The sequence below is a fragment of the Streptomyces sp. NPDC036813 genome, from assembly GCF_055609245.1.
Genome location: NZ_JBVJPV010000001.1, coordinates 403,087 through 420,185, shown reverse-complemented (window position 1 = coordinate 420,185; position 17,099 = coordinate 403,087). Strand labels below are relative to the sequence as shown.

The window sequence follows — 17,099 nt, the reverse complement described above, 5'->3', positions numbered from 1 at the left end:
GTGTGTCCCTCCTAGGCGGTGCGCAGGAAACGGTCGAGGACGCGGACGCCGAAGTGCAGGGCCTCGACGGGCACGCGCTCGTCGACGCCGTGGAAGAGGGCCTGGTAGTCGAAGCCCTCGGGCAGCTTCAGCGGGGCGAAACCGTAGCCGGTGATGCCGAGCCGGGAGAACTGCTTGGCGTCCGTGCCGCCCGACATGCAGTACGGCACCACGTGCCCCTCCGGCGCGAACTGCTCCACGGCCGCACGCATCTTGGCGTACGTCGGCGAGTCCACCGGTGCCTGGAGGGCGACCTCGTGGTGGTGGAAGTCCCAGTCGACGTCCGGCCCGGTCAGATCGTCGAGGGTGGCGCGGAACTCGTCCTCGTGGCCCGCGAGGTAGCGTCCGTCGACGTAGGCGAGGGCCTCGCCGGGGACGACGTTGACCTTGTAACCGGCGTCCAGCATGGTCGGGTTGGCGCTGTTGCGGATCGTGGCCTCGACCAGCTGGGCGGCCGGGCCGAGCTTGCCCAGCAGCGCGTCCACGTCCTCGAAGTCGGGCTCGACGCCGTACAACGCGGCGAGTTCGGTGAGCGCGGCCCGCACGGTGGGGGTCAGGCGCGTGGGCCAGCTGTGCTCGCCGATGCGGGTGACGGCGGCGGCGAGCCGGGTCACCGCGTTCTCGCGGTTGACCTTGGAGCCGTGTCCGGCCCGGCCGCGCGCGGTGAGCTTCAGCCAGCCGGTGCCCCGCTCGCCTGCAGCGATGGGGTAGATCTGCCGCCCGGAGCCGTCGTGGAAGGTGAAAGCGCCGGACTCGCTGACACCCTCGGTGCAGCCTTCGAACAGGTGCGGATGACGGTCGGCGAGGAAGCCGGAGCCGTCCTCGGCGCTGGCCTCCTCGTCGGCGGTGAACGCGACGACGATGTCCCGCCGGGGCCGGAAGCCCTCACGGGCCCAGGCCCGCACGACGGCGAGGATCATCGCGTCCATGTTCTTCATGTCGACGGCCCCGCGCCCCCATACGACGCCGTCGCGCACCTCCCCGGAGAAGGGGTGCACGCTCCAGTCCCGCGCCTCGGCCGGTACGACGTCCAGGTGGCCGTGGACCAGCAGCGCGTCGGCGGACGGGTCGGTGCCCTCGATACGGGCGACGACGTTGGTGCGGCCGGGCGTGCGCTCCAGCAGCACGGGTTCGAGACCGGCGCCGGCGAGCCGTTCGGCGGCGTACTCGGCGGCGGGCCGCTCCTGGCAGTCGCCGCCGCCACGGTTGGTGGTGTCGATGCGGATGAGACCGGAGGTGAAGTCGACGACCTCGTCCAGGGCCTGCTGGTCAGCCATACTGCTCCTCCACTGCGGCCGAGGCGATGGTGGTGACCGCCTTGAACGTGCGGATCCCCTCGTACATGGTGTCGCTGGTGTACGCGACCTTCCGCTCCCCGATCCGGCCGACCCCCGGCACGACGGTCGCGGCCATGGCCAGATGCTCGGCATCGAACTCGACGGCGACGGTGAACGGTCCTGTGTCTGCCGGTGGCTGACGGACCGCCAGCCGCGCGGCCTCTTTCGCGGCGGCGCGGATGTCGGCGGCGGTACGGGCCGGGGTGCGGCACACGGCGGCGTAACGCGACACGTGGTCCTTGACGGCGACCTTCAGCGCCTCGGGCGCGTAGCCGAGTGCGTCCTCGCAGGCGACGTCGTCGCCGGTCACGAGGATCACGGGGACGCCGTACTCGGCGACGACGTGCGCGTTCAGCAGTCCCTCGCTGGCCCTGACGTCGTTCAGCCAGACGCCGGTGATCTGGTTGGCGAGGTACGTGTGGGCGAGGACGCCCTCCATGCCGGCGCCCGCGTGATAGCCGACGAACGCGATGCCGTCGATGTCACCGTGCTGCACCCCCTCGACCATCGACAGGTCCTTGTGCCGCCCGGTGAGCATCTGCGCCCGCTCGTCCAGCCGCTCCAGCAGCAGGTTGCGCATGGTCCAGTGGGCCTCGTTGACGACCACCTCGTCGGCGCCGCCGTCGAAGAAGCCCCGCACGGCGGCGTCGACGTCGGAGGTGAACATCGCCCGGCACCGCTCCCACTGCGGCGTCCCCGGCAGCACGTCGGCCGGCCAGGTGACCCCCGTGGCCCCCTCCATGTCGGCACTGATGAGGATCTTCATGCTCCGCCACGTTACGCGCCGCCCGCCCCACCGGCCAGGCTCCCACCCGGGGTGTCCCGGGCACCGGCGGCGACGACTCCGGCTGCGGGAGGCCCCGGGGGCCACGCCGGGCCGTCGTCCCACCCGACCGGCGATCCACCCGGCGCAGGACAGCCGGGCGCTGCGGCGGCCCGGCTGTCCTCCGTGGCGTTCAGGCCGTCAGGCCCAGGATCAGGGACGCCACCGCCGGTGCCGCGTACACCAGGGGGAACGGCACGTGGGAGAACCAGCGGGCGCGGATCACGGTGATCGCCGCGCCGAGGAAGTACAGGATCAGGCCCGCTGCGGCCAGCCGCCCGATCACCGGTACCGCGAGGCCGACCAGCAGGCCCACCGCGCCGGCGGCCTTGGCCGCGCCCAGCCACGGCCACCACGCGCGCGGGACGCCGTAGTCGGCCAGCGGCTTGAGGGTCCATTCGGCGTGGAAGAAGACCGCGCCGGCGGAGAAGGCCGCCATGGCGGCCGCGAGGACGGTGACGATGACGTAGGCGGTGGACATGGCTGCGTCTCCTTGGCTGGGGGCGACCCTGCTGTGCTGTCACCGGTCTGACGAACCACCGGACGCGGATGTGACCGCTCCGGGGCCGCCCTGCGCCGTGACCTGGGTCACGCTGGCGTGCGGGCCAGCACGAACCAGTGCGCGGGCAGCTCCAGCAGGCTGCCGTCGGGCAGGTACTCGGTCTGCGCCAGCGCCGTGTCTCCCTCGGCGAGGATCTCCAGACCGGCCGCGCCGAGCAGCTGCCGGATCTCGTCGTCGGGCGCGTCGGCCGGCTTGAGCCCGTGCTCGAAGACCCGGCGCAGCTTGGGCCCTGGCCCGCCCGGCCCCTGCGCGGCCCGCTGCAGCACCTCGCGGGAGCCGGAGGTCAGCTCCACGACGAAGGCCCGGCCGCGTTCGCCCGTCAGCTCGGCGACGGCCGCCGCGACCGCGGGCCGTGCCTCCGGCTCGCTCTGGTGGATGACCGCCCGCATGTAGACGTTGGTGTCGCCGAGCCGTTCGTGCAGCGCGCGCACGGCGTCCGCGTCGGTCAGGTCGAGCTGGAGGAACTCCACCCCGTCGCCCTCTCCGCCGCGCCGCGCGTGCTCGACGGCCGCGTGCGACAGGTCGACGCCGACGGCCCGCGCGAACCGGGTCGCGAGATAGCGGGTCTGGGTGCCGTTGCCGCAGCCGAGGTCGACGACCGGCAGGCCCGCGTCGGCGTGGGGCAGCAGCAGCTCGGTGTGCGGCACGGCGGTCAGCTCCACCCCGGCGTCCCAGATCGCCTCGCCCGGCTCGTCGGAGGTCTTCTCCCAGTAACTCTCCCAAGCGCTGCGGTAGTTGTCCGAGACGTTCATGCGTGCTCCCCAGGTCGGCGTCGTGATCGACATATCGCGACGCGTCAGGGCACGGCAAGGGGTCGCGAGCAGGCTTTCACCCGATGTTCGACGAGAGGGTCAGGACGTCAACGCCTGTTCGAACCACACCGTCTTGCCGTTGCCCTGCACACTGGCGCCCCACTCCCGCGCCAGCCGGCTGACCACCCGCAGTCCGCGCCCGTGCTCCTCTTCCAGCCCGGCGGCGAGCAGTGCGGGCAGGTCGGCACCCTCGTCGGTGACCTCGACGAGCAGCGCGTCCGCCAGTACGAGCCGCAGCCCGATGCGCCGTCCACCGGTGTGGCGTACGGCGTTGGTGACGATCTCGCTGACGAGCAGCTGTGCCGTCTCCACCGCGTCGGCCAGGTCCCAGCGCAGCAACTGGTCGCGGACCAGCCGGCGGGCCCGGCCCACCTCGCGCGGGTCGTGGTCGAGCGGCCACTCGGCGATGTGACCGGCGGGGATGCCGTTGAGGCGGGCCATGAGGAGTGCGACGTCGTCCTTGCGTTCGCCGTGGGTGTTGAGCGCCCGGATGATGGTGTCGCAGGCGTCGTCCATGGAGGCCGCGGGATGGGCGGCGGACTCGCACAGCGCGGCCAGCCCGTCCCCGATGTCCGCGCCGCGCACCTCGACGAGCCCGTCGGTGCACAGCACGAGCCGGTCGCCGGGCGCCACCCGGACCACGGCGGTCTCGAAGGGCACCCCGCCGATGCCGATGGGCGCGCCGGTCGGCAGTTCGAGCAGCTCACTGCGGCCGTCCTCGGCGCGCACCAGCACCGGCGGGATGTGCCCGGCGTTGGCGATCCGCAGCTCGGCGTGGATCGGGTCGTACACCGCGTACAGGCAGGTGGCGAGGTAGGTCTCGCCGAGCCGCCGGGCCAGGTCGTCGAGGTGGCGCAGCAGCTGGGCGGGCGGCACCTCCATGGCGGCCATGGTCTGCACGGCCGTACGCAACTGGCCCATCATGGCAGCGGAGTTCAGGCCGTGGCCCATGACGTCGCCGACGACGAGGGCGGTGCGGGCGCCGGGCAGTTTGATGGTGTCGAACCAGTCGCCGCCGACCCGTCCGAGACGGGTGCCGGGCAGGTAGCGGGTGGCGGTGTCGCAGCCCGCCATACGCGGGGCGACCTGGGGCAGCATGCTGTCCTGGAGGGTCTCGGCGACGTTCTCCTGGTAGGTGTACATGCGGGCGTTGTCGAGCACCAGGCCAGCGCGGGCGGCGAGTTCGGCGCCGGTGGTGCGGTCCATGTCGTCGAAGGCGGCGCGGTCGGGGCGGCGCATGAGCACCATGAAGCCGAGGACGACGTTGCGCGCCTTGAGCGGCACGATCAGCAGGGAGCGGCCGGTGATCAGCGGACGCAGATCGCGTTTTTCGAACTCGCCGGAGATCCGCTCGCTCAACTCCGGGCTCACCCGCTCGATGAGGACCGGTTCGCCCGTGACCATGCACCGGTAGAAGGGCGTGTGTTCGGGGAAGGCGAATGTCTCGCCGACCGGGACGGTGTCGTCCCAGCGGCCCGGTGCGTCGTTGTGCTCGACCCAGACGCGGTGCATCACGGTCTGCGCGTCCGGCGGCCCGTCCGGGAACTCCTCACCGGCCAGGACGGCCGCGCGCAGATGGGTGCCGGCGAAGTCCGCGAAGCGGGGCACCGCGGCGCTGGTGACCTCGCGGATGGTCGCGTCGAGGTCGAGGGAGGAGCCGATGCCCCGGCTGACCTCGTTGAGGAACTCCAGCCGCTCGCGTACGGCCGCGTACTCCAGGTCCGACTCCGCGCCCGCGGGTACGGCCGCCGGCTGGAGCGCCGGTGTCCGTGCGAGGGTGGCCGCCGCACGCCGGTCGGCGCGGCGCGGCACACCCCAGTCCGGGGTGACGGGCACCCGGTCGAACTGGCTGAACTCCAGGACCGGGTAGCCCAGTTCGAGCACCTGCGAGATGATCCGGGCGCTGCGGCCGGGACCCATGTTGGGCAGGATCTCCGGCAGCCTGCGGGCGAGGCCCTCTGCGTCGGGCAGTTCGGTGTGGCGGGCGAAGCCGGGCGAGATCCGTTCGATCAGCTCGTCGTCGTAGCCGCGCTCGGCGTGCAGCCGGGCCGCGTCCGCGGCGAGCACCAGCAGCCGCGCGGAGCCGGGGCCGACCAGCGGGTAGGCCCACCACATCACGTCGAGACGATCGCCCTGACCGGGGTGGGCGACGCGTGCCCGGCCCGCCGCCGGGTAGGCCGTGCGGCCGCCGAGCGAGGCGCCCAGGCCGGGGCCGAGGCCGTCGTACACGTCGTACGCGTCCAGCGTCGGCCCGTCGTCCGGGTCCTCGGGCAGCGCGCCGGAGACCGGCAGCAGATCGACGGCCGCGCGGCCGACGGCGTCCTCGCGCGCGGTGCCGAACAGCCGCCGCGCGCCGGTGCTCCAGTGGGACACCAGGCCGTCCCGGTCGACGACGACCACGGCGAGCGGAATCCGCCCGGCGTCCGCCCGCGCACTCTCGCCGCCGGCCGCGCGGCCGAAGTGCACGCCCGTTTCGGTGCCATGGTCCATGACCCAGGCCCCTTCTCCCCCTCGACGTCACGTGGGTTCCCCGTGGGTGCCGCGCACTCAAGATCTGCGCCGCTCTCCCACGGTACGGTGACCGCGCACCGCGGTGTGCGGCAAACACAGGATTTAGAGCGGCCGGATGCGCCGGCCCTCACTCGTCGGCTCAGTCCTCGTGGCCGAGTTGCAGGTCCCGTTCGGTGCGGCCGCCACCGGCCACCTGCAGCACGGTGGCGACGGGCGGGTAGCCGGCGGCGATGACGGTGTACTCGCCGGACGACAGGTCGACGAAGCGGAAAGTCCCGTCCGCGCCGGTGGTGAGGGTGTCGACGACGTTGCCGGCCGCGTCGAGCAGCGTCACGCGCGCGTCCTCCACCGCCCGTCCTCCGCTCGCCCGCACGGTGCCGCGCAGCACGGCGCCGCCCGCGAGTTCGATGTCCTGCCGGGTCTCGCGGGAGGCCTGCACGGTGACCGGGAGGGCGGCGGGGCGGTAGGCGGGGGCGCTGGCGGCGAGGGTGTACTCGCCGGCGACGAGCTCGGTGATGACGTAGCCGCCCTCGCGGCCGCTGCGGGTGGTGGCGACGACCTCGCCGTGCACATTGGTGAGGGTGACGGTGGCGTCGCGCACCGGGGTGCCGTCGGCGGTGAGCACGCTGCCGGCGAGGCGTCCGGCGCCGCCGAGGACGACGTCGAGCTCGACGGGCCGCTCGCCGACGGTCACCGAGACGGCCTGCGGCTGGTGCCCGCCCGCGGCGGCGATCAGGACGTACGCCCCCGAGCCGGGCGTGGCCAGCGCGTACCGCCCGTCCTCGCCGCTGGCGCCCCGGCCGATCTGCTGCCCGGCGACGTCGATGAGGGTGAGCGCCGCGCGGGGCACGACGGTGCCGTCGGGGTGCTGCACGGTGCCGCAGACGGGGATGCCCGCGGTGTGGGGGGCGCGGGCCTGCGGGACGCTCGCGTGCACGCGCCCGGTCTCCGTCTCGGGGACGGGGGCGTTGTGGGACTCTGCAGTGGTCAACAGCGGGGTCTCCTTGAGGAAGAAGGCGATGAGCAGGCCGAGGACGAGCACCGGCACCAGGTAGAGGAAGATGCGCGGCATGGCGTCGGCGTACGCCTGGATGTAGGCGTCGCGCAGGGCGGGCGGCAGCCGGTGGACGAGCTGCGGGGTGATGGACTCGGCGTCGGGCAGGGCTCCCCCCGCGTGTGCCGGGAGGCGGTCCGCGAGGGCGTCGGTGAGGCGGTCGGCGAAGAGGGTGCCGAAGATCGCGGCGCCGACACTGCCGCCGATCTGCCGGAAGTAGTTGTTGGCGCTGGTGGCGGTGCCGAGGTCGGCGGGCCGTACGGAGTTCTGCACGGCGAGGACGAGGACGGGCATCACCAGGCCGATGCCGGCGCCGAGGACGGCCATCCAGATGCTGTAGTGCAGCCGGGGGGTGTCCACTTCGAGCCGGGACAGCAGCCACATGCCGAGCGCGGAGACGGCGCCGCCGAGCACCGGGTAGAGCTTGTAGCGGCCGGTGTGGCTGATGAGCTGGCCGGAGATGACGGAGGCGCCGACGATGCCGCCCATCATGGGCAGCATCAGCAGTCCGGACTCGGTGGCGGAGGCCCCGTCGACCATCTGCAGGAACGTCGGCAGATAGCTGGCGGCGCCGAACAGGGCGACGCCGATCACCAGGCCGACGAGCGCGGAGACGTTGAAGACGGAGTCGCGGAACAGCCGCAGCGGGACGATGGGTTCGGCCGCGCGGTGCTCGGTGAGCAGGAACAGCGCGGCCGCGACGAGCGCTCCGGCGCCGAGGCCGGCGATGACCCGCGAGTCCCAGGCGTATTCGGTGCCGCCCCAGCTGGTCAGCAGCACCAGGCAGGTGGAGGCGGCGGCGAGCAGCAGGGTGCCGAGGATGTCGAAGCGGGGGCGGGCGGTGGGCTTCGGCAGTTTCAGCACGACGGTGACGACGGCGAGGGTGACCAGTCCGAAGGGGACGTTGACGTAGAAGCACCAGCGCCAGGAGAGGTGGTCGGTGAAGTAGCCGCCGAGCAGGGGTCCGGCGACGGAGGCGAGGCCGAAGGCGGCGCCGATCAGGCCCATGAACCGGCCGCGCTGCCGCGGCGGCACGATGTCCGCGATGATCGCCTGGACGCCGATCATCAGGCCGCCCGCGCCGACACCCTGCACGGCCCGGAAGGCGATCAGCTGGTCCATGCTCTGCGCCCGTCCGGCGAGCGCGGAGCCGATGACGAAGACGACGATCGCGAACTGGAAGACGCTCTTGCGGCCGAGCAGGTCGCCGAGCTTGCCGTAGACGGGCAGTCCGACGGTGGAGGTGAGCAGGTAGGCGGTGATCGCCCAGGACATCCGCTCCAGGCCGTGCAGCTCGCCGACGATCTTCGGCAGGGCGGTGGCGACGATCATCTGCTCGAGCGCGGCGAGCAGCAGCGCGAGCATCAGGCCGAGGAAGACCAGGCGCACCCGGCGGGGGCTGAGCCCGGCCGGATCGCCGGGCTCGGGCGCGGGAGGTCCGGGCGGCGCCGCGACCGGCGCTTCCCGCAGCTCCTCCTGCGTCAGGGTGATCCCGCCCACGTGCCGCTCCCCTCGTCGCGTCTGCCACGCAATTCCCGCGTAAGGCGACAACTACGGGCAGGCGCGACGAGTTACGGCGAATCGGCGCGTCGAACGGAGATCCACTCGAACCGGTGACGGAGTCAAGACCCCTTCACCGGGGGCGACTTGTCACGTCCCGGACATCAACGACCGGCCCTCACTTCTCGACCTCGGCGGCGAGCTTGGCGAGCATCGCGTCGTAGATCCGGGCGAGCCCCTTGGGCGCGAAGGTCTTCTCGAAGAAGCCGCCGATGCCGCCGGCCCCCTTCCAGGTGGTGGTCACCTGCACCCGGGACCTGCCCTCCCCGGCCGGGGTGACGGTCCAGGTGGTGACCATGGAGGAGTTGCGGTCCTTCTCCACCAGCTGCCCGTCGGTGGGCTCGGTGACCTCCAGGAGGCAGTCGCGGATGCGCTTGCTGGTGGCCTGGAGCTTCCAGTGGACGAGGGTGCCCTCGCCGTCGCCGCCCTCGCGCACCTCGTACTCGCTGAAGTGCTCGGGCAGCAGCTTCTCGCGCGCGCCGCTGTAGTCGGCGAGGGTGTCGAACACCTTCTCCGGGTCCGCCGCGACGACCCGCTCGGTAGTGGCCTCGACCTGCGCCATCGGATCCCTCCAGGACCTCGTGTTCTCGGGTTGGGGCAAGCCAACCACCCCGCCGCGCGGCCGCCCAAATCGGGGTGCCGGAAGTGATCGATCGGGGGGCTTCGGATGACCGGAGATGACGTTCGCACGATCAAGGGAACAAATGTTCTATTCTGTCGCCGGAGGCACCGGGCCTTCGCCAGAGCTACCGAGGAGGCGTCATGCGCTGGGAGAACCTCACCGTGGACTCCGGCGAGCACGGCCGGGCCGAGGACAGCGCCCTGTTCGGGGCGGACGCGGTGGTCCGCCGCACGATCGACACGCCGGAGTTCCGCGGGATCACCTTCCACGAGATCCGGGCCCGCTCGATCATCAACCGCGTCCCCGGCGCCTCCCGCATGCCCTTCGAGTGGACGGTGAACCCCTACCGGGGCTGCTCGCACGCGTGCGTGTACTGCTTCGCCAGGAAGACGCACAGCTATCTGGACCTGGACACCGGTATCGGCTTCGACACCCAGATCGTGGTCAAGGTGAACGCGCCGGAGCTGCTGCGCCACCAGCTGGCCTCACCGCGCTGGCAGGGCGAGCACATCGCCATGGGCACGAACGTCGACTGCTACCAGCGCGCCGAGGGCCGCTACCGGCTCATGCCCGGCATCATCGGCGCCCTGCGCGACCGCGCGAACCCCTTCTCGATCCTCACCAAGGGCACGCTGATCCTGCGCGACCTGGAGCTGCTGAAGCAGGCGGCCGCGGTCACCGACGTCGGCATCTCCGTCTCGGTCGGCTTCACCGACGGCGAGCTGTGGCGCACCGTGGAGCCGGGCACCCCCGCCCCGGAGCGGCGCCTGGACGTCGTGCGCACCCTGGCCGAGCACGGCATCGGGTGCGGGGTGCTGATGGCACCGGTGATCCCGTTCCTCGGCGACCGGCCCGAGCAGCTGCGGGCGACCGTACGGGCCATCGCGGAGGCCGGGGCGACCTCGGTGACGCCGCTGACGCTGCACCTGCGGCCCGGGGCCCGGGAGTGGTACATGGCGTGGCTGCGGCAGCACCACCCGTACCTGGTGCCGCGGTACGAGCGGCTGTACGCCACGGGCGCCTACGCGCCCAAGTGGTACCAGCGCCGGATCACCCGTCAGGTGCACGAGCTGGCCCAGGAGTACGGCATCGGTCCGGCAGGCCCGGGCCTGCCCCGCCGGATCCGGCCCGCGCAGGCCACTGGCACACCGGCGTCCGAGCCGACCCAACTGTCGCTGATCTGAGAGCGTTCGAGGGCATCCGGCGGCCCATCCGGGTCAAGTATCGCCGGAACACGTTCTTCCGGGGTCCCTTGCCGGGACGATGCGGCGTGGACCGTGAATCTCGCGGCCCACCACCCTCCGTCCTGGGAGGACCCCCATGAGCAAACGCGCAGCCGCGCTGTGCGGCGCCGCCGCCGTGCTGGCCGGAGCCCTCACGGCCGCGCCCGCGCAGGCCCACGCCGCGCACGGCGCACCCGCCGCCCCTCTCACCTGGAAGAAGTGCGGCACCACCGACTACCCGACGCTCCAGTGCGCGTCCCTGACGGTGCCGCTGGACCACGCGGACCCGGACGGGCGGCAGATCACCCTGGCGCTCTCCCGCGTCCCGCACACCGCCCCGGCGTACCAGGGCCCGCTGCTGGTCAACCCCGGCGGTCCCGGCGGCAGCGGACTCAGCCTCGCCGGGTTCGTCGCCTCCTCCCTGCCCAAGGCGGTGGCAGCGCAGTACGACGTCATCGGCTTCGACCCCCGTGGCGTCGGCAGGTCCCGCCCCGCCCTGGACTGCGCGCCCGGCCACTTCAAGCCGGTGCGGCCCGACTCGGTGCCGGCGACCGGGGCCCTGGAGCAGGCGAACCTGCGCCGCGCCACGTCCTTCGCCGCGGACTGCGGCAGGAAGTACGCGGATCTGCTGCCCCATATGGACACCGTCAGCGCCGTGCGGGACATGGACGCCATCCGCGCGGCGGTCGGCGCGCAGAAGCTCAACTACTTCGGTTACTCCTACGGCACGTACCTGGGCGCCGTCTACGCCCGGCTGTTCCCTCAGCGGGTGCGCCGCCTCGTGCTGGACTCGATCGTCGACCCCACGGGTGTGTGGTACGACGACAACCTCACCCAGGACTACGCCTTCAACGACCGCCACCGCGCGCTGATGGCGTGGATCGCGAAGTACGACACCGCCTACCACCTGGGCACCGACCCGGAGAAGGTGGAGGCGAAGTGGTACGCGATGCGGGCGGCCCTCGCCGGGAAACCGGCCCAGGGGAAGGTGGGCGCCTCCGAGCTGGAGGACACCTTCATCCCCGGCGGCTACTACAACGGCTACTGGCCCTACCTCGCCGAGGCGTTCTCGGCGTACGTCACGAAGAAGGACACCGCGCCGCTGGTCGAGGCGTACGACAACTTCGGTGCGGTGAGCGCCTCCGGTGACAACGGCTACAGCGTCTACACCGCCGTGCAGTGCCGGGACGCCTCCTGGCCGCGCGACTGGCGGCAGTGGCGCAAGGACAACTGGGCGGTGTACGAGAAGGCGCCGTTCATGACGTGGAACAACGCCTGGTACAACGCGCCGTGCGCGTTCTGGCCGACGTCCGCGCGGCGGCCGGTGCACGTCGCCAACGCGAGCCTGCCGCCGGCGCTGCTGTTCCAGGCGACGAACGACGCGGCGACCCCGTACCGGGGCGGTGCGACCGTGCACCGGCTGCTGGGCCGTTCCAGCCTGGTCGTCGAGCAGGGGGGCGGCAACCACGGCATCACCCTGAGCGGCAACAGCTGCCTGGACCGGTATCTGTCGGCGTATCTGGCCGACGGCACGGTGCCGCGCGGTCGCGGGCCGGTCGACGCGGTGTGCGCGACGCTGCCCGACCCGAAACCGCTCGGCACCAAGGAGGCGTCCAGCGGCTCGCGCGGCTCGGCGCTGCACGGACTGCTCGGCTTCCGCAGCTGAGCCTGCCCTGCAGGTCTCTGACGTCCCGTCGGGGGCGGTCGTTGTCAGACCCGTGCTCCATGATGGACGCATGAGCGAGCTGACGAGGATCACCGCCCCCGACGGAGTCGCGCCCGCGACGCAGTACAGCCATGTGGTGATCGGCACGGGCCGCCTGGTCGCCGTCTCCGGGCAGCTGGCTCTGGCCGAGGACGGCAGCGTGGTCGGCGAGGGTGACGCGTCCGCGCAGGCCCGCCAGGTCTTCGACAACCTCCGCCGCTGCCTGGCCGCGGCCGGGGCGACCTTCGACGACGTCGTGAAACTGACCTACTTCGTCACGGACATGGCGCACATGCCGGCGATCCGCGCGGCCCGCGCCGCGCACCTGCCGGACGACCGTCTCCCGGCGTCCTCGGCCGTCCAGGTGGCGGCGCTGGTGCGCCCGGAGTTCCTGATGGAGATCGAGGCCCTGGCGGTCACTCGGGCCTGACGGCCACCGGCGTTCACTCCGGCCTGACGGCCACCGGCGATCGCCCCGGCTCGGCCCAGGGGCGACTCCCACCGCACGGGCACCGGACCGATCCCGGCACGACGGCCACGGGAGCTGACCACGGCTGACCGAGCCCGGCCGACCACCGGGGCTGCCCCCGGCCCCTACGGCCGCCGGGGACGGCCCCGGCGCAACGGCCGACGCGGCTGACCCCGGCACGACGGGCGCCCGGCGGTGAGTCCGGCCTGACGGGCCACCGGCGGTCGCCCGGCTCGACGCCTGGGGCGGTCCCACCGCACGGGCGCCGGAGCGATCCCGGCACGACTGCTCCGGGGACGGCCCCGGCGCAATGGCCGACGCGGCTGGCCCCGGCACGACGGGTGCCGGCGGTCAATCCGGCCTGACGGCCACCGGCGGTCGCCCCGGCTCGACGCCAGGGGTGACTCCCACCGCACGGGCGCCGGAGCGATCCCGGCACGACTGCTCCGGGGACGGCCCCGGCGCAACGGCCGACGCGGCTGGCCCCGGCGCAACGGCCGCGCGGCTGGCCCCGGCGTGACGGGTGCCGGCGGTCGCTCAGGCGACACGGCCACCGGTGGGTGCTCCGGGGCCGCGGCCGTTCACCGCTGCTTCGGGATGCGGGCCAGTGCGTGGACCGCCGCCTCGGCGAGGGCCGGGTGGGCCAGGGCCTCGGTGAGGACCTCCCGGGCGCGGGCGTCGGCCAGGGCGCCGAGGCCCTCCACACAGGCGAGGGCCACCCTGCGGTAGGGATCGTGGGGGCTGAGGCGGCGGCGCAGCGTGGTGATCAGGGCCGGCACGGACTCCGGAGCGTCCAGTGCGACCAGCAGGCGGACGGGGTGCAGGGCGTAGGCCACGCGCAGTTCGTTGGTGGCGAGGGCGGCCGCGGCGCGGGCGGTGCGCGGATCGCCGAGGCGGGCCAGGGCGTGCGCGGCGGCCGCGCAGCGCTCGGGGTCACGGTGGTTGAGCAGCAGGACGAGGGCCTCGAAGGCACGCCGGTCGCCGGCGCGGCCCAGCCGGAAGGCGGCCAGCTCGCGGGCCCACAGCGGCTCCGCGGGCGCGGTCAGTACCCGGGCCAGCGCATCGGCGTCCGCCGTGAGCAGCCGCTCGAAGTCCGGCCCGCCTCCCGACTCCCGCCGTAAGCGCTCCGTGAGCGCTCGCAACTCTTCGTCCATGCCTGAGAGGGTAGGACGCCCGCGGCGTCGAGGGACGTACATCACAAAGGCCGAGGGCTGGCGCGCTCGTTACCAGCCGGTTAAGCTCAAGCGAGCGGGTTACCCACTCGCACCCCTCCCCGTGGCGGTTTGGTGACGCAGCCTCACGGGAGCAGTCGGTTCGGTACTTCATGTACCGCAGTGCGACCCGGCCTCGGGACAGGGCCGGTCGATCCCTCGCCGTTCCACGGGCGTGTGCACGCCCGCCCCGCCCTCGGGTCCGCCCGAGCGGGGTACCGGCGACGGCACCGGGCGTGTGCGCTCAGCAGCCCGGACATCACACCCGCACTCCTGCACGCACCCGGTGCGCCCCCGCGGCGCACCCGGGCGCTCTCCTCGTCGTCACCCTCATTCCTGGAGTCCCGCGATGGCCACTCCCCTGTCCCACAGCTCTCCCTCCGCCCTGCAGAAGATCGCCGTCGTCGGTCTCGGCACCATGGGCACCGGCATCACCGAGGTCCTGGTCCGCGCCGGCCGCGAGGTGACCGGCATCGACATCAGCGAGGCGCAGGCGGCCGCTTGCCTCGCCGCCCTGGAGGCCTCCACCGCCCGCGCGGTCGAGCGCGGCCGGCTGACCGAGCAGGAGCGCGCCGACGCCCTCGCCCGCGTCCGCACCACCACCGAGCTGTCCGCCGCGGCCGACGCCGACCTCGTCATCGAGGTGGCGCCCGAGTCGTACGAGATCAAGCAGCAGATCTTCCGCGAGCTGGACGGGATCGTGCGTCCCGAGGCCATCCTCGCGACCGGCACCAACGCCCTGTCCGTGACCCGGCTGGCCGCCGACTCGGCCCGCCCGGAGCGGGTGCTGGGCCTGCACTTCTTCAACCCGGCGCCGGCCATGAAGCTCGTCGAGGTCGTCTCCTGCGTGCTGACCGCGCCGCAGGCCGTCGCCGCGGTCACCGACCTGGCGCTCGAGCTGGGCAAGGAGCCGGTCGCGGTCGGTGACCGTCCCGGGTTCGTGGCGGACGGGCTGCTGTTCGGCTACCTCAACCAGGCGGCCGCGATGTACGAGGCGAAGTACGCCTCCCGGGAGGACATCGACGCGGCGATGCGGCTCGGCTGCGGTCTGCCGATGGGTCCGCTGGCGCTGCTCGACCTGATCGGCATCGACACCGCGCGCACGGTCCTGGACGCCATGTACGCCGAGTCCCGCGACCGGCTGCACGCTCCGGCGCCGATCCTGAAGCAGCTCAGCGAGGCGGGCCTGACGGGCCGCAAGGCCGGCCGCGGCTTCTACACCTACGAGGCCCCGGGCAGCGCCACCGTCGTGCGGGACGCCCTGACCCCGCTGGAGGGTGCCGCTCTCACCCCCGGCCGCGCGGTGCGCTCGGTCGGCGTGGCGGGCTCCGGCACCATGGCCTCCGGCATCGCCGAGGTCTTCGCCAAGGCCGGTTACGAGGTCGTGCTCGCCGCCCGCAGCGAGGAGAAGGCGCAGACGGCGAAGGCCCGCATCGGCAAGTCGCTCGCGCGCTCGGTCGACAAGGGCCGGATGACCGCCGAGGCCGCGGCCCAGACCCTGGAGCGGATCACCCCGGCGGGCTCCTACGACGCGTTCGCGGACGTCGACCTGGCCGTCGAGGCCGTCGCGGAGGACCTGGAGGTCAAGCGGCAGCTGTTCGCGGCGCTGGACAAGGTCTGCAAGCCCGGCGCGGTCCTCGCGACGACGACGTCCTCACTGCCGGTCGTCGCCTGCGCCCGTGCCACCTCGCGCCCGCAGGACGTGATCGGCATGCACTTCTTCAACCCGGCGCCGGCGATGAAGCTGGTCGAGGTCGTCCGTACGGTGCTCACCGCCGACGATGTGCACGCCACCGTCCGGGAGGTCTGCGCCAAGATCAGGAAGCACGCCGTGGACTGCGGCGACCGGGCCGGGTTCATCGTCAACGCGCTGCTGTTCCCGTACCTGAACAATGCGATCAAGATGGTCCAGGAGCACTACGCCTCGCTCGACGACATCGACGCGGCGATGAAGCTGGGCGGCGGCTACCCGATGGGCCCCTTCGAGCTGCTGGACGTCGTCGGCCTGGACGTCTCGCTGGCCATCGAGAAGGTGCTGCACCGCGAGTTCCGCGACCCGGGCCTCGCCCCCGCGCCGCTCCTGGAGCACCTGGTGGCCGCGGGCTGCCTCGGCCGCAAGACGGGCCGCGGCTTCCGCGAATATGCCCGCCGCTGAGCATTCCGGCGAGTGGTCCGGGACGGATCCGGACCGCGCGGACTGGGGCGGGCTGCTGGATCCGGCCGCCCTTCCCCCGCCCTTCGAGGGCGGGGGAAGCCCCGGACCTGCACAGAGAGCCGCGCCCATGCAGTACGTTCGGGTCATGTCCCAGCCCGCCAAGTCCTCACGTACCTCCGCCACGCCCGACGCGCCGGAAACCGCCGCGGGTTCCCGCGCGGCTGCCCAGCGGCTGAAAATGCGCCGAGAACTGGCGGCCGCCGCGATGGAGCTCTTCGCGACGAAGGGGTACGAGGCGACCACCGTCGACGAGATCGCCGCAGCGGCCGGCGTCGCCCGCCGCACCTTCTTCCGCCACTTCCGCTCCAAGGAAGAGGCGATCTTCCCGGACCACGACGACACCCTGGTCCGCGCCGAGGCGGTGCTCAACGCGGCCCCCGCGCACGAGCACCCGCTGGACACGGTGTGCCGCGGCATCAAGGAAGTCATGAAGATGTACGCGGCCCGCCCGGAGATCTCCGTGGCCCGCTACAAGCTCACACGCGAGGTGCCCACCCTGCGCGAGGCCGAGATCGCCTCGGTGGCCCGCTACGAGCGTCTGTTCACCCGCTATCTGCTCGGCCACTTCGACGAGCACGCGCACGACGACGACGCCAACGACGACCCGCTGCTGGCCGAGGTCGCCGCTTCGGCGGTGGTCACCGCGCACAACCACGTGCTGCGGCGCTGGCTGCGGGCCGGCGGGCAGGGGGACGTGGAGGCGCAGCTCGACCACGCCTTCGCGATCGTGCGCAAGACGTTCGGCACGGGAATCATGGCGGGGCGTTCCGCGCCGCCCGCGCCCCCGACCGCCGCGACGACGTCCGCGCAGGGGGAGGTGCTGGTGACGGTCGCCCGCACCGACGCCCCGCTGGAGGAGGTCATGCGGACCATCGAGCAGGCGCTCAAGGAGCGCTGAGCACCTACCTCACCTCTGTGATGACGGCCACCCCCCGGGGTGGCCGTTTTGGCATGCC

The 17,099-nt window shown here is 73.0% G+C and carries 13 protein-coding genes; 5 read left to right on the top strand and 8 right to left on the bottom strand.

The genetic code is table 11. The annotated features are described in order from the left end of the window. Positions 1–11: 11 nt before the first annotated feature. From ACZ67Q_RS01725 to ACZ67Q_RS01695, 7 genes are all read right to left on the bottom strand, one after another. Positions 12–1,316 carry a M20/M25/M40 family metallo-hydrolase gene (locus ACZ67Q_RS01725; RefSeq protein WP_471175098.1) on the bottom strand — a complete coding sequence of 435 codons (1,305 nt, stop codon included), beginning with the start codon at positions 1,314–1,316 and terminating at the stop codon, positions 12–14. Then, positions 1,309–2,142 (bottom strand): M55 family metallopeptidase, encoded by an 834-nt coding sequence (locus tag ACZ67Q_RS01720; protein ID WP_471175096.1) that lies wholly within the window; start codon positions 2,140–2,142, stop codon positions 1,309–1,311. The genes ACZ67Q_RS01725 and ACZ67Q_RS01720 overlap by 8 nt, the downstream gene beginning before the upstream one ends. A gap of 190 nt (positions 2,143–2,332) precedes the next feature. After that, positions 2,333–2,680 carry a DoxX family protein gene (locus tag ACZ67Q_RS01715; protein WP_471175094.1) on the bottom strand — a complete coding sequence of 116 codons (348 nt, stop codon included), beginning with the start codon at positions 2,678–2,680 and terminating at the stop codon, positions 2,333–2,335. A 107-nt stretch (positions 2,681–2,787) separates the two neighbouring features. Further along, positions 2,788–3,513: a class I SAM-dependent methyltransferase gene (locus ACZ67Q_RS01710; RefSeq protein ID WP_471175092.1), complete on the bottom strand. Its 726-nt coding sequence runs from the start codon at positions 3,511–3,513 to the stop codon at positions 2,788–2,790. Positions 3,514–3,612: 99 nt separating this feature from the next. Continuing rightward, a complete protein-coding gene (locus ACZ67Q_RS01705; protein ID WP_471175090.1) occupies positions 3,613–6,063 on the bottom strand; it encodes a SpoIIE family protein phosphatase in 2,451 nt (816 codons plus the stop codon). Positions 6,064–6,223: 160 nt separating this feature from the next. Next, positions 6,224–8,638, bottom strand: coding sequence for an MFS transporter (locus ACZ67Q_RS01700; protein WP_471175088.1), 2,415 nt, complete (start codon positions 8,636–8,638; stop codon positions 6,224–6,226). Between the two features lie 178 nt (positions 8,639–8,816). Beyond that, positions 8,817–9,260, bottom strand: a complete 444-nt coding sequence (locus ACZ67Q_RS01695) for an SRPBCC family protein (protein ID WP_471175086.1) — start codon at positions 9,258–9,260, stop codon at positions 8,817–8,819. A 200-nt stretch (positions 9,261–9,460) separates the two neighbouring features. On the opposite strand from ACZ67Q_RS01695, the gene ACZ67Q_RS01690 reads away from it, so the two are divergent. The 3 genes from ACZ67Q_RS01690 (at position 9,461) to ACZ67Q_RS01680 (ending at position 12,678) form a co-directional block, all read left to right on the top strand. Further along, positions 9,461–10,504 (top strand): Rv2578c family radical SAM protein, encoded by a 1,044-nt coding sequence (locus tag ACZ67Q_RS01690; protein WP_471175084.1) that lies wholly within the window; start codon positions 9,461–9,463, stop codon positions 10,502–10,504. Between the two features lie 136 nt (positions 10,505–10,640). Beyond that, positions 10,641–12,209, top strand: a complete 1,569-nt coding sequence (locus tag ACZ67Q_RS01685; protein ID WP_471175082.1) for an alpha/beta hydrolase — start codon at positions 10,641–10,643, stop codon at positions 12,207–12,209. A gap of 70 nt (positions 12,210–12,279) precedes the next feature. Then, complete coding sequence (locus tag ACZ67Q_RS01680; RefSeq protein WP_471175080.1) at positions 12,280–12,678, top strand: RidA family protein; 399 nt, start codon at positions 12,280–12,282, stop codon at positions 12,676–12,678. A gap of 620 nt (positions 12,679–13,298) precedes the next feature. On the opposite strand, the gene ACZ67Q_RS01675 is transcribed toward ACZ67Q_RS01680, so the two are convergent. Next, on the bottom strand, positions 13,299–13,871 hold the full coding sequence (locus ACZ67Q_RS01675; protein ID WP_471175078.1) for an adenylosuccinate lyase: 573 nt from the start codon (positions 13,869–13,871) through the stop codon (positions 13,299–13,301). A 406-nt stretch (positions 13,872–14,277) separates the two neighbouring features. Between ACZ67Q_RS01675 and ACZ67Q_RS01670 the strand changes: the two genes are divergently transcribed. Further along, positions 14,278–16,083, top strand: a complete 1,806-nt coding sequence (locus tag ACZ67Q_RS01670) for a 3-hydroxyacyl-CoA dehydrogenase family protein (protein WP_471175076.1) — start codon at positions 14,278–14,280, stop codon at positions 16,081–16,083. 145 nt (positions 16,084–16,228) lie between these two features. After that, complete coding sequence (locus ACZ67Q_RS01665; protein ID WP_471175074.1) at positions 16,229–17,041, top strand: TetR family transcriptional regulator; 813 nt, start codon at positions 16,229–16,231, stop codon at positions 17,039–17,041. Positions 17,042–17,099 lie beyond the last annotated feature (58 nt).